This is a genomic window from Streptomyces sp. P9-2B-2 (genome assembly GCF_030406865.1).
Classification (GTDB): Bacteria; Actinomycetota; Actinomycetes; order Streptomycetales; family Streptomycetaceae; genus Streptomyces; species Streptomyces platensis.
Genome location: NZ_CP129127.1, coordinates 133639 through 152701, shown reverse-complemented (window position 1 = coordinate 152701; position 19063 = coordinate 133639). Strand labels below are relative to the sequence as shown.

Sequence of the window (19063 nt, the reverse complement as noted above, 5' to 3'; positions counted from 1 at the left end):
CCTCCGCGCTGGCGCGCGGAGGAGTGAAACGACTCCGCTTACGCTCCGTCAAATTCCCTCGCAAGCGAGGGAATTGAATTCCGCAAGCGGAATTCTGAACGAGCCTCAATTCCCGCAAGCGCGAATTGAGGGAGTCCCGCAAGCGGGACTCCTGAAGCTGCCTACGAGAGGAGGTGCATCGCGCGCGGGACTGTGTAGCGACTGGGAATACTAGACAGCACCTCCGCAACGGAGGTGACGGGTCATCCGGTCCAGCGGGTGTCGGCCCCAGTGCAGTGACGGGCTCCGCTGCGCTCCACCCGAACCCCTTCCCTACTGCAAGAAAGCCGCACGATGAACCCCAGAAACACCCCAGGAGCATACACTCCAACCGGTCGCGATGGGGCGAGAACTGCCGATGCGTCACCGGCCAGAGTGAACGCGCCGCACGGGTGATGCATCACGGTGTCGCACTGTGTAGTGTTTGGGACCGGGCAAGTACCACCCCACTCCGGAGGGAAAAGTAGCGGTGGAATTGAGAATTGCGTGGAGTGGAATTGCTCAGCCATAGAACGGAGGCTCCGAATTGGGAATGTCGCAATTCAGCGTGCGGAGGTACGGGAGCCGTCCGGCCGGCCTCGGCCCCCACCGGACAACAACCCCAGGTCCGGCCAGGCGATCCCCCACCGGCAAGCACCATGCCTCCTTGTTTCCGCTGCTGGTGCCACATACGGTCCGCACTGGATCCGCGGAGGCGCAGACGAAGCCGGTTCAGCCGTCGCCAGAGGCCCGTTGTGGGCTCGTAGGCAGCCATGACACGCCCGGTGCGTGCCTCAGCTGCCTGCCGCGTAGCGACGTGATGGAGCAGCGGAGCCCCGGTGGGGGTTGTTCTACAGAAACCTAAGAGTGCCCGCGAACGAAAACGGCTCTGACCTGCGGGAATGCCGAACCGTTTGTTCTAGATCTCCAGAACAAAGGGGTGGTGCTTTGTTCTAGATCCTCAGAACAAACGAGGTGCGGGTCACCGGAGCAGAGCGGCTCGCGGGGCCGGGGTTTGTTCTGGTCCTCTGAAACAAGACGGTTCCCCTAGTGATACCGTTCGGCCCACACTCGATGATCTTCCTGGAGGACCTGCTGATGGAGCAGCTGCCGATCGTTCGGCCCGGCCAGCGCGTTGTCGCTCGGTCGGACGGCAAGGGCGGCATGGTCGTCAGTGTCGAGAAGATCCAGGGCCGGGAGTTCGCGGTCAGCGCGCAGGTGACCGGGTACGTCCTGGATGCTCGGCTGCTGATGGATGTGCTGGGGAGCCTCAAAATGCCGGGCAGCTGGTTCCAGGTGTGGTGCAAGCTCGTGGCCGCCCAGGACCCGAGCTACCACGGTGTGGACCGGTCGAAGGCGCCGCGCGGGTACGTCCGGATCAATCAGCGCGATCTTCAGAAGCTGTGCTCGCTGTCTGCGGCCTCGGTGAGCGAGCCGTCGCAGTTCTTCCACCACATCGGGTGGATGCGGACCGCGAAGCCCGGCGTGCTCCAGCTGAACCCCTGGCTCACGGTGGCCGGCACCTCTGCTGAGCAGGAGAAGTGGCAGAAGGAGTGGAACGCCGCAAAGGGCCCCACCTGCGTCATCCCGGCCCCGGAGTACCCCGCCGAGTGGCGCGCGGAGCGGGCGAAGGCGAAGAAAGAGGCCGAGGCCGTGCGCCGTCGCGAGAAGGTCGTGGCGCTTCCGCGGCGCCGGCTGCCCGCACGGAAGGCGAGCGCGTGACGCGGGCAGGCATATCCTCAGAGCCAGACGACATTGACCAGGAGGCCCTCGTGAGCACCACTTACGTACCTGGCCCCCCGTCCGACGAGCCGATCGTGCTCACCCGTGACGCCCTGCGGATGCTCGCCCTCGTGGACATCTCTCTGACCGCCCGGCGCGTGCTCGATGTGCTCCTGGCCCTCCAGGACCCGGACAACGGCGCCGTCGACATCAGCCAGGCCGAGATGGCTGCCGAACTCGGAGCCGGGAAGCCCGCGGTGAACCGCGGCTTCAAGGAGCTGAGGGAGGCCGGCCTCGCCTGGCTCCTGCGCCGCGGCTGCTACCAGCTCCACCCCGTCCTCACGGGCGGCCGGGTCGCCGGCCCCGCGATGGCGGTGCCCGAGATCAACACGACGCCCGCAGAGGACTTCACCGAGCAGCGCCGGACCCGATTCGCCGCCCAGGTCGCCAACCTCGCGCAAAGCGCCTGAGCGGCCGTACAGGGCCCTTCCCGACGCTACGGCGCCGCACACTGGGGTGCGGCGCCGTTCGCATTGCCCTTCACGCGGATGGCGTTCCCCTGGAGGGGAAACAGCAGGTCAGCAGTGCGCGGCGCGGCCGGGACGGTATCACCAGGGGTACCGTCTTGTTCTGGTTCTCCAGAACAAGCGCCGCGACGATCGGCGCATGAAGGCGTACATCGTTCCCCTCCAGGGGAAACCGCAGGTCAGCAGTGCTCCACTCGGCTGGTCGGTATCACTAGGGGAACCGTGTTGTTCTGGTCCTCTAGAACAACCGGCTGCGCGGCGAGGCTGCTATCCGTGCAGCAGCCGTGTGCCGCCTGGCCCGTGCAAACGCTGCGCTGCACCCACGACACCCCCCAGCCGCCCTCCGATGGCGACCACCGCCGCGAGCAGCACAACCGCGACGACGACCACCCACCGGAACCCACCGAGCAGCGCGCTGCTGCTCACTACCGCGAGCAGCAGGACCAGGAGCAGCGCCAAGCCGCTGCCGCAGGCCCGCGCCGACGGCTCCTCTCACACCTCACAGCCTCACCGCGCACCCCGACTACCTGGGAAAACAGGGTGTGTGGCTCACAGCAGCAGCCAGGCAGCAGAGGTCACAGGACGGTTCCGAGCAGGGCGCGGCGGTCGCCGGACATCGCGTAGCGGCGGGCCGCGAGGCCGTGCTCAAGTTCCTCGCCGATCGCGTCGCACAGCGGCGCCAGGACGTGGACGGCCTCGGTGTCGGACAGGTAGGCCGGCGCGACTTCGAGCATCAGCTCGCCGATCGCGTGGGTGCTGGCGGCGAGGTCGTCGACGACACGGCGCAGCGCAGCGAGCGCGGGATCCGGCGACGGATCAGCGGGCGGTGGGGGCGGAGCGGTGCGGGCGTCGCGGACGGCCTGGCGGACCACCGCGCGCACCGTCGGTTCATCGAGGGCCTGGAGGCCGCTGTGGGCAAGCGTGGCGAGTCGGCGGGTGATCAGCTCCACAACGTCGCCCGCACGGCCGGAGACGGCGATCAGGGCGCGCTGGGACAGGCCGTAGTCGAGCGCGGCCAGGGTGGCCGAGCCGGTGTCTCGCGTGCGAGACGTCTTGGTGCTGGCGGCGACGGCGCCGTGGATCGCGGTGAGGGCGCGGGAGACGTCCAGCAGCCGGTACGCCTGCGCGCGGCTGATGCCGAACTCCGCCTGGCAGTACGACTCCCACGAGGCGTGACCCAGCGGTACCCAGACGCGGGCGGCGGGCGCGTCGCGGACCCGGGCGGCCAGGACCGCCACGGAGCGCCGGACGTCGTCCACCGCCTCGCGCAGCCCCGCCGTCATTTCCCGGGCCTGCGCAGCAGTCAGCGCCGGCCGTGCCGGTTCGGCGAGGTCGTCCTGGTCGCGGTCGTGCTCGCCCACGACTCCATCGTCCTCCGCGTCGGCGGACCTGGCCAGGTCCCGTTTTGCCAGTGATCTTCACGACGAGGGGGGTTCTGCGGCCACCGCCGTGCCTGGCTGTCGTTGAGCAGGACAGAAGCACGCCGGCGCGAGGCTCGGAGAACGATGGACGCCGAAGATCTTGAGGTGACCGAATGCGAGGGCCCCCGCTGTGAGGGGGGCAGGGATCTGCCCTTCAGCATCCGCCGCACTCGTGCCGAGGGCGTCCGGCGGGATTCCTCAAGCGCCGCCGTCCACTCCCGCTCGAAGGCCGGCACCCACTGCGCGGCGCGCCGGTCGGCGCGCAGCTGGGCGAGGAGTTCGGCCGGCGCCCCGGGTGCGGGGGCGTACGGCGGGATGGGAGCGTGGTCGGACTGCGCGCTCATCGGCTGTTCCTCCCGGCGGGTCGTACCGCCACGGTACGCGCGATGAGGAACGGTGGGGGCCGGGATGCGGCGATCCCCCGCCACCGTGGTGCTGGGCCCCGCAGGGCCCAGCACCACGTCGGTGACGGTCACTGTCCCCACGGCCTGTGCAGGGTCACCGCCGTCGGCACGGGCCCGGCCAACGGCTCGTCGGTGCTCGCGATCTGCTGCAGGAGGTAGAACATCCGGTCGGCGCGGCCGGGCGGGATGGGGCGGGGTCGGTGGCCGTCCGGGGTGACGCCGCGCCAGGCCGCGGTGAGGGGCTCCAGCTCGACGATCTGGTGCCCTTCGGGCAGCGGCCAGAGGGCCTTCTGCTCCTGTAGCCCGGTGCGCAGGGCGTAGAGGTCCGTCCAGCGCCAGATCAGCACGGTGAGCCCAGAGGACTCCCTGTCCGGCGCAGGCCCGGAGGCTACCGGGAACGCCTTCACACAGCACGCACCCTGGAGCCTGGCTCGTCGATGACGAGCAGCGCTTCTCGGGCAGTTCGGGAGGCACGGGCGCCCGGCAGTGAGCTGAGGGCCACCATCACTCGCGTGCGGAAATTGCAGCACGGACCCTGTCGCAAGATATCCAGCTGTAGTCCAAGACCAGCATTGGACACACGTCGTTGTCACGTCCCTGGTGAGCCATTCTCAGATTTCACGCGGCCTGGACCGGTGGACGAAAGAATTCCATGCAATCCGGCCCGGCAGCCCTAGGCTTGGGCACGGAAAATTTTGGAGCAGGGACGAACAAAGAGGTGACCTTACTTCCAGGTTCATCCTGAATGCCCCGTTTGGCCGGGTCGGTCGTGTTGGCGCTGATACGTCTGTCGCGCTCCGCGCGACAGACGTGAAACTGGGAGACGGTACGCCACATCAGTTCAGGAGGAACTATGAACAGAAGAAGATGGTGGGCTGTGCTTCCCGCAGCTGCCGCCGTGGTGACACTGGCCTCGACTCCAGCGAACGCCGCGAACCTGCAGATCGACAACGCGGGCCTCAAGCGGGGCTCCTGGATAAACGCCACCGGTTGTATAGCGGTTGGCACGGCCACGATCGTGAAGGACGACGGCCCGCGGATGAGGGTGCGATTCCAGTCGTGCGGCTCGGACGGAACACTCGCCAGTGGTGAGCTCGCGAATGCGGACCCGGCCCAAATCACCCTTACTCCCGGATGGACTTATTCCCGTCTACAGGCATACACACTGGGCGGCAACCTGTTCGACACTTGGACGGGCGTCGTCATGACCCGATGAGCGCGTCGGCTCACGGTCTCCATCACGGCCGGGGTCCTGTCAGGAGGCTGGCGAGTCCTCATGATCGCCAGTAGTGGGTGACACGGTGCCACATCCGTGTCACGGGCCCGCCGACCGCCAGGGCAGAGGGCGACGCACTAGGGCCTGTTGTGAAAGTGGCGTCGTCAGTCGCCGTTGAAGACGAGGTATCGGTGAGCCCTGCGCTCGACTTGAGCAGTCAGAGCGAGGATTTCGTGCACCGCCTCGGCTTCCTCGGCGGCTGAGCCGTCCGTCAAGGCCCGGAGTTCCGGAATGAGGACCCTGAGCTGCAACCGGTTGAACACGGTGTCGTCGTAGGGATCGACGCATCCGAGCAGGGGCAGGTTCTGGCTCGCCGCCCGTCCGCACAGGGCAGCGATGGCAGGATGCGCGCACGTGGCTTCGACCGTGCCTGCGAATGTCCGAACCTGAACGCTGATCCCCATGAGGGCACGTTAGTGCTCGACCGTTGGTGCCGCCGAAGCGTTTACGGACGTCAGAGCCACTCGTTGATGGCTGCGATCAGCACGGTCGCTTCGTAGCGCACGGCGAGTTTGTCGTATCGAGTCGCCACGGCTCGGTGGCGCTTGAGGCGGTTGATCCCGCACTCGACTGCATGCCGCTTGCGGTAGTCGGTCTTGTCGAACTTGGGCGGCCGGCCACCCTTGAAGCCGAGGTTCTGCCGGTTGCGGACCCGGTCCGCCGGAACCGGGATCGTGGCCTTGATCCCGCGTCGCCGCAGGTAGGAGCGGTTCTTTCGGGAGTCGTACGCCTAATAGGCGCCGTGGGTTGGCTGTTAGGCCAGTCCTGGCAGGGGCCGGGTGAGACGTCTGGTCTGTACGCAGCGCCTGGGAGCGCTTCGACAAGAGGGACGCATACGCGGCCCCTGCCGTGTCGAATTCGGTCGGCATACCGTGCCGCGGTTCGAGCCGTTCCCAGGACCACCTCCCGAACAGCCGGAGCCGTGGAGCTCTTCACGAGAGCGAGGACCCTGGGCTCAGCTGGGGCCACGGACGGCTGATGGGGTGGTGCGCCAGCGAGCGCTTCTATTAGGTCGCCGGGTGGTCCCGCCTCGGCTCGACGCCGAGGGACAGCGAAGGCTCGAAGGGAGCACGTGATGCACGTGACCTGCGGAATTGACTGGGCGGAGGACCACCACGACGTGGCAGTGGTCGACTCCGACGCCCGAATGCTCGGAAAGCTCAGGATCAGCGACGACGCGGCGGGCTTCCAGGACCTGCTGCGACTGCTCGCCGAGAACGGCGACAGCCCGGACGATCCGATCCCGATCGCGATCGAGACCTCCCGCGGACTCCTGGTGGCCTGCCTGCGGGCCTCCGGCCGCCGGGTCTACGCCATCAATCCGATGGCTGTCGCCCGCTACCGCGACCGCCATGTCGTCTCCCGCAAGAAGTCCGACCACCAGGACGCACTTGTCCTGGCGAACATCCTGCGGACCGACGCCGGGCAGCACCGACCGCTGCCGGAGGACTCCGACCTGGCCAGGGCGATTGCCGTCCTTGCCAGAGCCCAGCAGGATGCGGTCTGGGACCGCACCCGAGCCCACAACCGGCTCCGGTCGCACCTGCGTGAGTACTACCCCGCGATTCTTGAGGCGTTCGCAGACAAGCGGGAGCGGCTGCTGGCGCGTGAGGCCCGCGCGATCCTGGCGATCGCGCCCACTCCGGCCGAGGCCGTCCGCCTCACCCGCAGCCGGCTGAGGGCTGCCGTCACGCGCGCCGGCCGCCAACGCCGGATCGAGGCCGAGACCGATCGGCTCCTTGAGGTGTTGCGCCGGCCCTCGCTTCGCCAACCGGCCTTGGTGGAGACGGCGATGGGGCGCCAGACACTCGCACTGCTCGCCCAGCTCGACGCGGCCTGCCGAGCCTGCGAGGACCTGGCGCGTGACACCGAAGAGCTCTTTCTTCAGCATCCCGACGCGGAGATCATCACGAGCTTTCCCGGTCTTGCCGTGCTCACCGGCGCTCGGATACTCGCCGAGATCGGTGACGACCGCACCAGGTTCGACACCGCCCGCGACCTGAAGGCTTACGCCGGTAGCGCCCCGGTGACCCGTGAATCCGGCAAGAGCCGCCGTGTCAGCCATCGCCGGATCAAGAACAGTCGCCTGGCCGAGACCGGTCGGCACTGGGCGTTCGCCGCGCTCACCGCCTCACCCGGAGCCCATGCTCACTACAACCGCCGACGAGACACCGGCGATCGCTACCACGCCGCCCTCCGCCGCCTGTTCAACCGCATGCTCGGACAGCTCCACCACTGCTTGACGACCCGCCAGAAGTTCGACGAAGCGATCGCCTTCGCCCCTCCGGCGCTGCCCCCGCTCGCAGCAGCTGCTTGACCCGATAGCTGCATGGGGTGTCTTGTCCGCGCGGACTCGGTCTGGGCGCTTGTGTGGGCGCCCGAGTCCACTCCGGGGAACTCGGATCGCTTCCAGGACCGGCTCGAACTGCGGGGAATCACCCCGCTGCCCGGCCGTGATCACGACGGACAGGGGCTTCTGCCCCTGCTCGACCGCGAGGTGGATCTTGGTGGTCAGGCCGCCCCGGGAGCGTCCGAGCCCATGGTCGGCCGGCTCGATGGCGATCCCGCCGGACGGCTCTTTCTGGAGATCCCCCTTTTCGCCGCCCCGGCAGCGTGCTGGTGGGCCCGGCAGACGGTCGAGTCGACACTCACGTCCCAGGTGATCAGACCCTTCGCGTCGGCCTGGGCTTGGAGTTGTGTGACGATCCGGGCCCAGGTGCCGTCGCGCTGCCACCGCCGGAACAGGTCATAGACCCGATCCCACGGCCCGTACCGTTCCGGCACATCCCGCCATGGGGCACCAGTCCGGGTCCGCCACCGTATGCCGTCTATCAGCTGCCGCCGGGTCCACGACGGCGGACGGCCCGGCTTGACGCCCTGCGGCAGCAACGGCTCCAGCCGGGCCCATTGGCCATTCGTCAGATCACCACGTCCCACGACGCGTGATCATTCACGACCAAGATCCACTTTCGCAACAGACCCTAGCCTCGCCGTTTCGGTTGGGTCTGCTGGACGGCTGATTGAGGTTGTTTGAGGCCGTGTCGGCCGGTGGGCATGGTGGGGGCCCGAGGCGGGGTCAGGTTCTCCAAGGTCCTTGAGTCGAGGTGGGCGGGGACGGCGGGTCAGGTGGCGGGGCGGGGCAGTGCGGCCAGGCGGGGAAATGCGGCCGCGAGTTCATGTTTCCAGGGCCAGGTCGCCGATGGGCCTCACCCCCATGGTGAATTGGGCAGCAGAGTCTGTGGACAGGGCACGGACTTGGGCTTTGAGGTCTTCGATGTCCTCGGTCACGCTGCCGGTTGCCGGGGTGGGGCTATCGGGCACGGCGCGCGGCTTTCTGGTCCTCGTACGCGATGACCGCCCTCTTGGTGATCGCGGTCTTATCGGCGTTCTTTTCCGGGCCCTGGAGCAGCAGGCGTCGGCCATGAGCAGCGCGGCCCGAGCGCGTGCAGCAGCTGGCCGTGCTGCACCGGCCGGGGCCGGCCTGCTACCCGTGCAGCACCCGTCTGCCGCCTGGCCCATGCAAATGCTGCGCTGCACCCACGACACCACCGAGCTGCAACCCGACAACCACCACCGGGACCACGAGCAGCACCCCACCGACGACGGCCACCACCCACCGGAGCTCACCGAGCAGCAACCCGCTGCACGCCACGTCGATCAGTACGACCAGGAGCAGCGACAACCCCGTCGCCGCAGGCCCTCGCCTCACACCTCACACCCTCACACCGCACCTCGCCCACCTGGGGAAACGCCCTGTGAGCCTTACAGATCTCACAGGCTGGGCCTGACGTGACACCAAGTACGTGACACCAGGCCGGGGCGCGAAACGGGTGGGGTGGCGGCCAGTAGGTGGTCAGCGGCGCCTTCGGCCGTGGCCGGGCAGGCCGGCTGGGATCGCGTACACGCTGGAACCGCGGCTGCTGGGGACCGACTCCGCCCGCCACCCTTGGGCCGGCGCGGTCGGCACCATGCGCAGCAGCCCATTCACGACGGGGCGGGGAGGGGCTGGAGTCCTTATCGGCTCTCCGGACAGCGGGCAGCGCTCCCCCTCCGGCATGAGGTGCTGGGCGAGAGTGTCCTTGTGGGTGATCCGGGCCCAGGTGCCGCAAGCGCACTCGTAGCTGTTCGTCAGCTCTTTGCCGGTCACAACCACTTGGCCGGATTTCGGGCAAATGCCGGGGTGATCCGGCGCCGAGTGCTCGTAGAGGTGACCGTTACGCAGGCTCGCCTTCGTCGGTACACCGCACTTGGGGCAAACGACCAGCTTCGTTGGGGCCAAATCGCGTCTCGGCACGTCGTCACCCTTCACTCGGACTCCCCTGCCTTCACGGCCAACTCGCCGCATGACAGGCGCCGTTAGGTTCTCCCCTGCCCGGTTGCCACCCACACCTGAGTGCATGCAGGCGCTGTGCCTTCGTGGTTTCACCCGCGCCACTCATTCCCGGCACCTGGTGACTACTTCGCGCGGATACGCGTTGCCGCCCAGGTAACTACCGCTGGATACAGCCCTGGCTACGATGCGAATCGCCCCGACCCCGGCAGCTGCAATGCCGGGGTCGGGGCGTTGTCACAGGTGGCTATCCGAGCTGTGCCGAGGCACGGTAGTTGTCACTACCGGGATGCGCCGCACTGCGGATTCCCGCGAGCGAGGCGCCGTAGTTGTCACCGACGAGGCAAGCTACTTGTCACTCCTCGGGGGACGCTTCGCTCAGGGCCATCCATTCTGACGGGGTGCCTGTCTCATGACACTCTTCGGCGAGATTCAGTATGCGCGCGAAGCTGCACCGAAGCCCGGACGCAGCAAGCGCTCCCACCGTCTCGCGGAAGGCTGGATCATCGGCCATTTCATGGTCGTGGCGGCTCATCAGCAGGACGGAGAGCCAACCGCCGTCGGTGTGTGCCCAGTACAGGGCGGAGATGTACGCGTCTTGGGACACCCCAAGGTGAGGCAGCACACCAAGGAGCACGCTCGCCGTTCGCGCTGATCTGCGCTGATCAGGCTCGAGTAAATGGACTACGCCCTTGCCGTTCATCGCAGCTGCCGATGCACGGCGTCCAGCCCTGGTGACAACAAGCCTGCCCATGTGACAACTATCGTGCCTCGGTTCACGAGCCAGGTGAATTCAGTGGTCACGTTTTTCTCTTTTTAGAAGTCGAAATCCATGTAGTCGATGTCGTTGATAGCGACGTCCGAGAGTCCCATAGCGCGGCCCCCGCCGTCTTGGAAATAGACGTCCTTAAACCCTTCGGCGATGATGCCACGCATCTCCTGGTCGCTTGCCCCGGCGTCGCGGGCGTCGAACAGGCGCTGCGCGTACGTCGCGGGGAGGTGCACGGTGAGTCGCCGGAATCGTCCGTCGTCGGTGGTGCCGATCGGTGCGGTGTAGCCGAACCGGGCCCGGGTCTCCACCGTGATTCCGGTCGCGGCGGCGGCCTGCTTGCGGCGGCGCTTGCGGACCTGCGGCTGCCAGCGCTGCCGCACGGCCGCGTCGATCTTCGCGGCGATGTCCTTCGGCGGGGTCTTGCGCTCGCCCTTGCGGTAGCGCTCCACCGACCGTTGGGTGACCCCGAGTTCCTGGGCTACGGCCTTGGTCGTCTTGAGCTTCCCCATCAGGAAGTTGATCCGGGCCTGGAGCGTCTTGGGCGGCTCCCGGGTGAACGCCTCCCGGTCGGCCCGCTCGATGGCGTCCTCGATCTCCCCCATCGGTTACTCCCCTTCGTCCAGGACGGCGTCGCCGCCCTTGATGTGGCGGGCCGGGTTGAGGTCCTTCTCCATCAGGTCGACCGCCCACAGCATCGACTGGACGCCCTCCAGCTTTGCCAAGCCGGGCGTGGGCCCGAGGCGGAACCCGCCGGGCTGCGGCTTGCCACTGGCGGCGTACGGCAGGAAGTCCAGCGGGCTCTCACCCGGCGAGGGGTAGACGACGCAGTCGGACAGCACGGCGAGCGGGAACAGGCCCGTCATCCGGGACATGTTCAGCAGCTTGCGGTGCATGTTGACCCGGGCCTTGCTGATGACGGCGGCCCGGACGTCGGGCCGCCAGGTCGGCCGCTCCAGGGCCGGCCACCGCTCCCCCTCCTTGTAGTGCCTGCCCTGCGGGCGCTCCCTGAGCTTGCCGACACCGCCCTTGACCGTGGCCTTGATGGCCGAGAGGACGGCGGCCAGGGCGGGGTCGACCTGCTTGTGCTGTTCCATCGCGGCGAGGAAGGCGCGGTCGTCCAGGTCCCGGGTGACGCCGAGGTCAGCGAGGGTGTCGACGTACGCCGTCTTGAGCCGGTCGTGCCACGGGTCGAGGTAGGCGCCGGTCTCGCGGCGCAGGTACGCCTCGATCGGGTGCACGTCGTAGCCGAGCTCCTGGGCGTAGGCGACGGTGTGCGTCTGGTACCAGGCCGGGCCCGTCGGCCGGCTGCCGTCCGGGGTGAACGGCGAGGGCAGGCGCGGGTCCAGCTCGATGTGGCGCAGGTCAACCAGCCAGCTCCCGGGGATCTTCGGGTTGAACTTCGGTGCGTGGAAGTGGTCCGGGGCGGACAGGCCGACGACGAGGCGGGCCGCGGCGGCGAGGAAGGCGGTGTTGAGGTCCAGGCCGACCGCGTAGGGCAGCATGCACTCCTCATCGGTGAGCGTGTCCACTGACCGCACCCACTGGTATGCCTCTTCGTTGAGGAAGCCGCCGGTCCAGCCTGACTGCACGACGACGGGGTGTTCGGCGGTGGCCTCCGGCGGCGCGGGGTCCATCGGCTCCGTGCCCAGCGAGCCGGAGTTGTAGCCGGACACCCAGTTCCCGGTCTCCGGGTCCTGCACGGCCTTCGTGGGCGGGCGCAGCGCCGTCATCAGCTCCAGGCCGGAGACGGCGGTGGAACCGCGCGGGGTGATTACCCGCTGGGCGTAGACACCGAGGACGCGGGCGATGTCGGCCGGCTCCATGTCCGCGACGCCGGGCCAGGAGCGCTCATCGAGGGCGTCCCACGACAGGATCGCGAGCTGCACGCACTGCCGCTCGCGCCCCTGGGCCTTGCGGTAGATGCGTGCCCACGGGCCGAAACCTCGCTGGGTGAGCTGCCACTTCGCCTTCGCCACCTGCTTGACGACCGGGTGGTCCTCGGGCAGGCGCAGGGAACGGCGCTGCTCGTGGCCCTCCAGGTGCTCCGGCAGCCCCAGCTTCACCGCGGCCGCCGCCGTGAGCACGATCAGCGGGTCGCTGTCCTTGCCGTAGCGGTTGAGCTTCGCGGCACCGAGGCCGGACTCCTTGAGGGTCCACTCGACCAGCTCCGGCACCGTCGTGACCGGGCAGTCGAGCACGATGCCGTCCACGCCGTACGCAGAGCCGTCGCCGTCCAGGACGGCGAGCGGACCGTGCGGGAAGCGCGGGTCGACGGCGGGCTTGGCGGCCTTCCTCGCGGTTGGCCGGCGTGACGACGTCGCCGGGCGGCGGGTGGCCGGTCGCTCCGGCGTGACCGGGGCGGCGGTCGCCTTCACCGGGGCCGTCTCCGCCTCGGGTGCGGTCGGGCCGGTGAATGTGTCCGGGACCGGCTCCGGGTGGGGCGCGGCGGCCGGGGCGGGCGCAGCGGCGGGGGCGCCGCCGTGTGCGGGGTGCTTCGCGGCCCAGCCGTTCAGCAGCCGCTGGTATGCCGTCAGGCGCGGCTCCTTCGGCTCGCTCCGGCCGTTCTCCCAGTTCTTGATGCTCTGCGTCGACGTCTTCAGTGCGACTGCGAGGCGGGCCTGGGTGATGCCGGCGGCTTCACGCAGCCGGGCCCGCTCCGCCGGGGGCGGGAGCTGCGGCTCCTCCTCCAGCAGGGCGTCCACCGATGCGAACAGCTCTTCCTCAGTTGCCATGTGTGTCTACCTCCACCCTGAACACTAGCAGCACTTGCCTTTGGATTTAACCTGATTCTTTAACCCGATCGGAGAATTCTGGTAGAGTGATCTTGCCGTCGCGCGGAGCGGCACAGAGACCACCAGGAGGGGACAGTGACGGTGCCGGACTCGCTGTCCGAACAGGAGAGCCGCGACGTGTTGCATCAGGTGATCCTTCCGGCGGCCACCAAGGGAGCTGTGCGCCAGGACCGGCCGGTTGTCGTCATCGTCGGAGGCCAGCCGGGTGCCGGAAAGACCGAGATCGCGGATCTCGTCCAGGCCGCACTGGGCCGGCGCGGCGGAGCCGTGCGCGTCTGCCGCGACCTCTACAAGGCCGCGCATCGGCGCTACACCGAGCTGCTTGCCGCTGACGTCCGCACGGCAGGAGCCCAGGTCCGGCCCGATACGCGGCGCTGGCAGGCCGCCGTTGAAGAGCACGTCCGATCCTGCGGGTTCGACGCGGTGGCCGAATCCGCGCTCGCCGATGCTGACGAGTTCCGCGCCTCGGCGGTCGCCTACCGACGATCCCGCTACCGGGTTGAGTTGGTGGCGGTAGCCACCGCGGAAGCCTGGAGCCAGCTCGGGATCCTGGACCGCTTCCTGACGGAACACCGTTATGTGTCGTGGACGAACCACGACACCTGCGCGAAAGAGATGCTGCACACTCTGACGGTCATTGAGGCCGAGCAGCTGGCCGACCGCATCACCGTCGTCCGGCGGGACGGCACCGTCCTCTACGACAACGAGCTCATCGACGGGTCATGGCGACGGCAGCCCGCAGCCGACCATGCAGTGGCCTACGACAGGGGCCGACCGTGGACCGCCAAGGAGACGGCCGTCTTCCGCCGGAACCTGGCGCGCACCGACCAGCGTCTGCACCGCGAAGTCGACTGTGAGGACCGGCGCCTGGCCGTACAGCGGGATGCCGAGCGCGCCGCCGCGCTGGCCGAACCGGTCCGCCGCCTTGCGCAGCCCAGGAGGGAGCCGCCCGGTGTCGACTATCACCGGCTGTCCCAAGCGGAGCACCAGTGGATCTACGACGAGCTGATCGCGCCGTCACTCCTTGGCGGCATCGTGCCCCGGACGGACCCGCGAGCGGTGTACGTGGTCGGGCAGCCCGGAGCCAACAAGACCGCGCTCGCCACCATGGTGCGACGGGCGATGCGGCCGGGGACGACGCGGCTGGTCGGCGACGACTTCAAAGCCGCCCACCCCGACTACCCGCAGCTGCTCACGGACGCTCCGCGCGGTGCCGGCGCGGCGATCCGCGCCGACTATCGCGCCTGGTACGCCAGGGCTGAGGCAACTGTGCGCGCCCGGCGCGGCGACGCGCTGCTCGAGGCCGCGCCCGGCAGCGCGGAGGAATTCCTGTCCAGCGCGCTGCCGTTCGCGACCGACGGCTACCCCGTTGAACTCGTGGTCGTGGCCGTCCGGGAGACTGACAGCCGTCTGGCGACCGCGCTGCGCTACGCTCGCGCCCAGCAGCTCGGTATCCCGGCCCGGTTCACCACGAAGGCCGGTCACGGTCGGTGCTTCACCGCAGTCCCCGATGTGGTCGAGCTCGCCGTCTCCCATCCGGCCTTCACGGCCGTGACGGTGATCCGCCGGGATGGTCAGGCGCTGCTGCGCCAGGAGCAAGGCGGTGGAAGGCGAGCGGCGTGGGCGCTGGCGGCCGAGCGGCAGCGGCCGTACACCGAGCAGGAGGCCACCCAGGTCCTCGCCCTGCACGCGGCGCTACGCAAGGCACTGCCGCAGCACCGTCGTGAGCTGGACGAGATCATCGCACTCGCCCGGCCACTGATGCCCGCCGGGCTGCAGCCGGCCCGGATCGACCGGCCGCACCCGCCGCTGTGGCCACTGCCGCTCCCCCGCCGGACCTCGGGCTACGACTTGGTCAGCTCCTTGAGCCGGGCCGCATAGACGGCCGCGACGCGGGCCGCCTCCTCCGGATCAGCGGTCGCCAGCTGCGCCTGGTCATCGAGAGCGGCCTGCCGGGCGGCCTTCAGCTCCTCCATACGCGCCTCGTCGGACACCGGCGCCCGGTGCTCGGCGGCGATCTGGGCGGTGTACCAGCTCACCACCGCACGGACGGCATCGAACGCCTGCTGCTCTTCACCTCCCTCCAGCGCGGAGAAATCAGGGACGTTGGGGTCGGACACAGCGGCCACCCTCCTTGGAATAGGGAACTCGCCATTGTCCTACCGGCCTGACCAGCACGACAGCCGCCTGACCGGCCGTGCAGCGGGAAAGGCGGGAAGCCCTGCTGTGGCCGCCTCGCCGCAGCAGGGATGCTTGTTCAAAGGCCCGCCGCGGAGCGTAGGTTGGGCCGGGTTGATCATTTACCGGGGGGATGAAGTGTCGGGACGAGATCTGCGGGCGCTGTTCAGCACCAACGACCGCGGCCTGACGACAGCAGAGGCATTCACCAACCGTCATACGCAGTGGGACCTGGTCGCGCACGCACTCGCCGCACACCTACGGCACACCGCCGACCCCGCCTTCGACGCCGAGGACCTCGAAGCGCCCCGCAACAACGTGCTGGTGTTCCACGGCGTCGGCGGCATCGGCAAGACGACGCTGTCGCGCAAACTGGAGGCCGCGCTCGCCGACGCCGGCCACCGGCCCGCACAGTGGGGCGCCCCGGCTTGGTCCGGCGAGCGGATCCTGCCCGTACGGATCGACCTCTCCCGCTCCGCCGGCACCGACTTCGAGCAGATCGTCCTCACCATCCGGGCCGCGCTCGCCGAGCTCGGCCGCCCCTTGCCCGCCTTCGACGTAGCGCTGCGCCGGTACTGGGAGCACCAGCATCCCGGCGAGCCGCTGGAGGAGTACCTGCGCCGCGGCGGGCTAGCCTCCCGGTTCGGTCGGGCACTGCCCCAGCAGATGCAGTCCGCGCTGTCCGACGTCGCCCAGGCCCTGCTCCTGCCCGGCACCGTCGGATCGGCGGTCGGCCAGGTGAGCGGCTCCCTCGTGCGGGCGCTGCGGGAGCGCCGGCAGACCGTCCGCGCACTCGCCGGATGCGCGCGGCTCGCCGACCTTCTGGAGGCCGAACCCGACCCGGACGCCCTGTCCTTCTACCCGCACCTGCTGGCGTGGGACCTCGCCCAGCTCCCGGCCGACAAGAAGGTCACGCCGGTGATCCTGCTGGACACCTTCGAGGACGTCGGGGACCGGACCCACCGGGACATGGAGCGTCTGCTTCAGCGAGTGGTGTGGCTGATGCCCGCCGCGTTCTTCATCATCACGGGCCGCTCCCGCGTGCAGTGGGCCAACCCCGCCCTCCAGGGCCAGCTCGACTACACCGGGCCCGCGGCCTGGCCTGGGCTGGCTGCCTCCACCGTCCCGCCCGCTCGCGGCACTGCGTCTGCTGCGGCCCGGGGAAGGCGGCAGGTGCTGATCGGTGACTTCTCGCCCGAGGACTGCGACGACTACCTCGCCCGTCGGCTCGCCCGGGACGGCCAGGCCCTCATCAGCGAAGACGTCCGTCGCGTCATCACCGACCGGTCTCATGGTCTGCCGCTCTATCTCGACCTGTCGGTGATGCGGTTTTTGGAGATCCGCCGCACGGGCCGCGGACCGCAGCCGGCCGACTTCGACCACGACTTCCCCGCCCTGATCGCCCGGACCCTCTCCGACCTCACCCCGGACGAGCGGCACGTCCTGCGTTCCGTCGCGCTCCTGGACGCCTTCGACATCCCCCTCGCCACCCAGACCGCCGGCATGCAGCACGAAGCGCCGGCCAGGCGCCTGATCGAGCGACCGTTCGTCCGCGAGCACCCCTTCGGGCTGTGGCCGTACCACCTGCACGGTCTGATCCGCTCCACCGTCCGCAACGCCGATGACCAGGCCGACGACCGCTGGACCCCGCGTGACTGGCAGCAAGCCGCCGAACGCGCCCTGGCCGCGCTCGGCGCGCAATGGACCACCAGCACCGCGCCGGGCCGGCTCCTGCTTGTCGGATGCCTGCGCCAGGGCCTCGCCCTGGCCCGGGACTTCGGTCTCGACCTGGGCTGGCTCACCGATGCCGCCTGGACGTACGTCAGCGACTCCGTGTGGGAACCCATCGCCCCACCCGCCCTGCAGACCTTCGACGGCGAGCCCACGGCCGCCGACGCACTGGTAGAGCTGCTCAGCACGCTCGCCCGCCGCCAGCACGAGCACCGCGAGCGCACCGCCGACCGGCTCACCGCGGTCGTCCAGGCCGGCTTGCTGCCCGCCGAGCTGCAGGAGATGGCCGTCTACTACCTGGCCAAGGCCCAACGCGACCTCGGCCGGTCCGACGACTCCCGCCGCGGCATGCAACTCGTCGCTGGTGGTGGCGGCCGGCTCGCACCCGCCGCCCGACGCGGTCTGGCACACCTCGCCCGGTTCGCCGGTGACTTCCCCACCGCACTGGCCGCAGCCCGCACCCTGGGCTGGGCAGGACGCCACCACCGCATCGAAGGCGACGTGTGGTGGCCGCACGGCGACATGGACCGCGCGGCGGCCGCCTACGAGGCCGCCCGGACCGAGGCCGAGGAGCATGGCGTCGCAGGCGAGCAGGCCACCTCCCAGGCACAGCGGGCGTTCGCCCTCGCCTTCACCGACCCGGCTCGCGCCGCCGACGAACTCGACCTCGCCGAGCAGCTGCTGTCCGGACTCGACCTGCGCGCCACCACCCTCACCACTCAGATCGCCGCCCTCGCCCGCGACGCCGGCACCACCGCGGAGGTGGAGGACCGCGCACATGTCCTGCGCACCGAGATCAGCGTCGCCGGCCTGGCCTCCGTGGAAGCAACGCTGGAGCTCGCCCTGTGCTTCCACCACACCGTCCGCGAAGACCACGAGAAAACCGACGCGAGCATTGGCCGGCTGCGCGAGCTGACCGGCAGCGGCGACTACGCCTACTACACCGACATCGCCCACTTCATGGCCGACCGCCACTCCCTCGCTGATCCTGGCTCCCCGGCTCGGTGGCTCGACAGCGAGCGCGCTACCCGTACCCGCTGGCACAGCCTGGTCACCGCCCGGCGCGATCACCTGCGCGCCACCCCGTAACGCACTGTGGCTCCGCCGGATCCGGCGGAGCCACACGAATTCATCTTCCGGGCACAGGCAAATGCTCAGCTGGCGTTGGGGTCCTTGCCCGCGAGGGAGGACATCGGCCACATTGGACGAGAAGGTCGTCCCTATCCTCCGCGACCGCGCAGAGTGCACACACGACCATCTATGGCAGCCGCTGCGACCGCACTGCGTGGAAGTTGAGGAGCTTGACCCGACGCCCCTCAGCTCTTCGCACGCCCCGTCAGTTGGTGCGCCACGTTGTCGAGAGATAGGAGCCCCCCAACAGCCACCAGGGCGACGAGCAACGGTACCGGCAGGTGCTCGCTTGGCGTGTACTCGATGTAACTGAGGTTGTAGCCAGCTCCGAACAGCCAGGCCAGACTGCCGCCGATGACGAGCGCGTAGTTGTCCTTCTCTCCCATGATCCGCATGCCTATCCACAAAATCAGAGGCATCACGATCACGAGCCCCAGAGCGAAGGTCGCCAGACGCACGTCGAAATCCGCCCAGGCATTGCTCGGGTCTGCCCGCTTCTTGGCCCTCGCGGCGGCATATCCGGCGCTGAGGATGACGTGGCAGACAAGGATGGCGAACGCGGTGACTGCCGCCCCCTTGAGGGGCCGTGCAGCTCGAGAACTGGTCATAGGGCACATACTTTCGAAAGAGGCTTCAGGGGTCCTGAGTATTTGTACTCAGGACCCCTGAAGCCTCAGGGCGGTTAGAGGAGAAGCGGGGTGCCGGTCATCTTGCCGTTTCGTTCGAGCGGCTCGACGACCGTCTCTTCATCATCCTTCCGT

At 69.0% G+C, this 19063-nt stretch carries 15 protein-coding genes and 3 pseudogenes; 6 read left to right on the top strand and 12 right to left on the bottom strand.

What is annotated here, in order from left to right:
- Positions 1 to 1092: 1092 nt before the first annotated feature.
- Both QT196_RS39300 and QT196_RS39295 read left to right on the top strand, forming a co-directional pair.
- The gene (locus tag QT196_RS39300) at positions 1093 to 1740 is read left to right on the top strand and encodes a hypothetical protein (protein ID WP_290356974.1); all 648 of its coding nucleotides are present in this window, start codon (positions 1093 to 1095) and stop codon (positions 1738 to 1740) included.
- Positions 1741 to 1790: 50 nt separating this feature from the next.
- The gene (locus QT196_RS39295; protein ID WP_290356973.1) at positions 1791 to 2210 is read left to right on the top strand and encodes a helix-turn-helix domain-containing protein; all 420 of its coding nucleotides are present in this window, start codon (positions 1791 to 1793) and stop codon (positions 2208 to 2210) included.
- Between the two features lie 632 nt (positions 2211 to 2842).
- On the opposite strand, the gene QT196_RS39290 is transcribed toward QT196_RS39295, so the two are convergent.
- From QT196_RS39290 to QT196_RS39280, 3 genes and pseudogenes are all read right to left on the bottom strand, one after another.
- On the bottom strand, positions 2843 to 3628 hold the full coding sequence (locus tag QT196_RS39290; protein WP_290356972.1) for a hypothetical protein: 786 nt from the start codon (positions 3626 to 3628) through the stop codon (positions 2843 to 2845).
- Positions 3629 to 3870: 242 nt separating this feature from the next.
- A pseudogene (locus QT196_RS39285) lies at positions 3871 to 4032 on the bottom strand (DUF6247 family protein); the annotation flags it as partial.
- A gap of 128 nt (positions 4033 to 4160) precedes the next feature.
- Entirely contained in the window at positions 4161 to 4439 is a 279-nt protein-coding gene (locus QT196_RS39280) for a hypothetical protein (RefSeq protein WP_290356971.1), read from the bottom strand.
- Positions 4440 to 4945: 506 nt separating this feature from the next.
- On the opposite strand from QT196_RS39280, the gene QT196_RS39275 reads away from it, so the two are divergent.
- A complete protein-coding gene (locus QT196_RS39275) occupies positions 4946 to 5308 on the top strand; it encodes a hypothetical protein (protein WP_290356970.1) in 363 nt (120 codons plus the stop codon).
- 164 nt (positions 5309 to 5472) lie between these two features.
- Here QT196_RS39275 and QT196_RS39270 read toward each other — a convergent pair whose 3' ends face one another.
- Both QT196_RS39270 and QT196_RS39265 read right to left on the bottom strand, forming a co-directional pair.
- On the bottom strand, positions 5473 to 5772 hold the full coding sequence (locus QT196_RS39270) for a hypothetical protein (protein WP_266734613.1): 300 nt from the start codon (positions 5770 to 5772) through the stop codon (positions 5473 to 5475).
- 50 nt (positions 5773 to 5822) lie between these two features.
- Positions 5823 to 6098 (bottom strand): annotated as a pseudogene (locus tag QT196_RS39265) (transposase); the annotation flags it as partial.
- A gap of 345 nt (positions 6099 to 6443) precedes the next feature.
- On the opposite strand from QT196_RS39265, the gene QT196_RS39260 reads away from it, so the two are divergent.
- Entirely contained in the window at positions 6444 to 7685 is a 1242-nt protein-coding gene (locus tag QT196_RS39260; RefSeq protein ID WP_290356969.1) for an IS110 family transposase, read from the top strand.
- A gap of 21 nt (positions 7686 to 7706) precedes the next feature.
- On the opposite strand, the pseudogene QT196_RS39255 reads toward QT196_RS39260, so the two are convergent.
- From QT196_RS39255 to QT196_RS39235, 5 genes and pseudogenes are all read right to left on the bottom strand, one after another.
- Positions 7707 to 8305: pseudogene (locus tag QT196_RS39255) on the bottom strand (IS5 family transposase); the annotation flags it as partial.
- A 547-nt stretch (positions 8306 to 8852) separates the two neighbouring features.
- Positions 8853 to 9077 (bottom strand): hypothetical protein, encoded by a 225-nt coding sequence (locus QT196_RS39250; RefSeq protein ID WP_290356968.1) that lies wholly within the window; start codon positions 9075 to 9077, stop codon positions 8853 to 8855.
- A 976-nt stretch (positions 9078 to 10053) separates the two neighbouring features.
- Positions 10054 to 10452, bottom strand: coding sequence for a hypothetical protein (locus tag QT196_RS39245; protein ID WP_290356967.1), 399 nt, complete (start codon positions 10450 to 10452; stop codon positions 10054 to 10056).
- A gap of 62 nt (positions 10453 to 10514) precedes the next feature.
- A complete protein-coding gene (locus QT196_RS39240) occupies positions 10515 to 11072 on the bottom strand; it encodes an XRE family transcriptional regulator (protein WP_290356966.1) in 558 nt (185 codons plus the stop codon).
- Between the two features lie 3 nt (positions 11073 to 11075).
- Positions 11076 to 13202 carry a helix-turn-helix domain-containing protein gene (locus tag QT196_RS39235; RefSeq protein WP_290356965.1) on the bottom strand — a complete coding sequence of 709 codons (2127 nt, stop codon included), beginning with the start codon at positions 13200 to 13202 and terminating at the stop codon, positions 11076 to 11078.
- Between the two features lie 135 nt (positions 13203 to 13337).
- Between QT196_RS39235 and QT196_RS39230 the strand changes: the two genes are divergently transcribed.
- Positions 13338 to 15143 (top strand): zeta toxin family protein, encoded by a 1806-nt coding sequence (locus QT196_RS39230; protein WP_290356964.1) that lies wholly within the window; start codon positions 13338 to 13340, stop codon positions 15141 to 15143.
- Here the strand turns inward: QT196_RS39230 and QT196_RS39225 are convergent.
- Positions 15107 to 15382, bottom strand: a complete 276-nt coding sequence (locus QT196_RS39225; RefSeq protein ID WP_290356963.1) for a hypothetical protein — start codon at positions 15380 to 15382, stop codon at positions 15107 to 15109. The two genes, QT196_RS39230 and QT196_RS39225, sit on opposite strands and share 37 nt — an antisense overlap.
- 196 nt (positions 15383 to 15578) lie before the next feature.
- Here QT196_RS39225 and QT196_RS39220 point away from each other — a divergent pair, with 196 nt between their 5' ends.
- Positions 15579 to 18260 carry an ATP/GTP-binding protein gene (locus tag QT196_RS39220; protein ID WP_290356962.1) on the top strand — a complete coding sequence of 894 codons (2682 nt, stop codon included), beginning with the start codon at positions 15579 to 15581 and terminating at the stop codon, positions 18258 to 18260.
- Positions 18261 to 18487: 227 nt separating this feature from the next.
- On the opposite strand, the gene QT196_RS39215 is transcribed toward QT196_RS39220, so the two are convergent.
- On the bottom strand, positions 18488 to 18910 hold the full coding sequence (locus QT196_RS39215; RefSeq protein WP_290356961.1) for a hypothetical protein: 423 nt from the start codon (positions 18908 to 18910) through the stop codon (positions 18488 to 18490).
- Positions 18911 to 19063 lie beyond the last annotated feature (153 nt).

What these genes read in the sequence shown, in the direction of transcription:
- QT196_RS39300 (WP_290356974.1), top strand. Translation starts at nt 1,093, where the DNA reads ATGATCTTCCTGGAGGACCTGCTGATGGAGCAGCTGCCGATCGTTCGG.
- QT196_RS39275 (WP_290356970.1), top strand. Translation starts at nt 4,946, where the DNA reads ATGAACAGAAGAAGATGGTGGGCTGTGCTTCCCGCAGCTGCCGCCGTG.
- QT196_RS39270 (WP_266734613.1), bottom strand. Translation starts at nt 5,772, where the DNA reads ATGGGGATCAGCGTTCAGGTTCGGACATTCGCAGGCACGGTCGAAGCC.
- QT196_RS39260 (WP_290356969.1), top strand. Translation starts at nt 6,444, where the DNA reads ATGCACGTGACCTGCGGAATTGACTGGGCGGAGGACCACCACGACGTG.
- QT196_RS39245 (WP_290356967.1), bottom strand. Translation starts at nt 10,452, where the DNA reads ATGGGCAGGCTTGTTGTCACCAGGGCTGGACGCCGTGCATCGGCAGCT.
- QT196_RS39240 (WP_290356966.1), bottom strand. Translation starts at nt 11,072, where the DNA reads ATGGGGGAGATCGAGGACGCCATCGAGCGGGCCGACCGGGAGGCGTTC.
- QT196_RS39235 (WP_290356965.1), bottom strand. Translation starts at nt 13,202, where the DNA reads ATGGCAACTGAGGAAGAGCTGTTCGCATCGGTGGACGCCCTGCTGGAG.
- QT196_RS39215 (WP_290356961.1), bottom strand. Translation starts at nt 18,910, where the DNA reads ATGACCAGTTCTCGAGCTGCACGGCCCCTCAAGGGGGCGGCAGTCACC.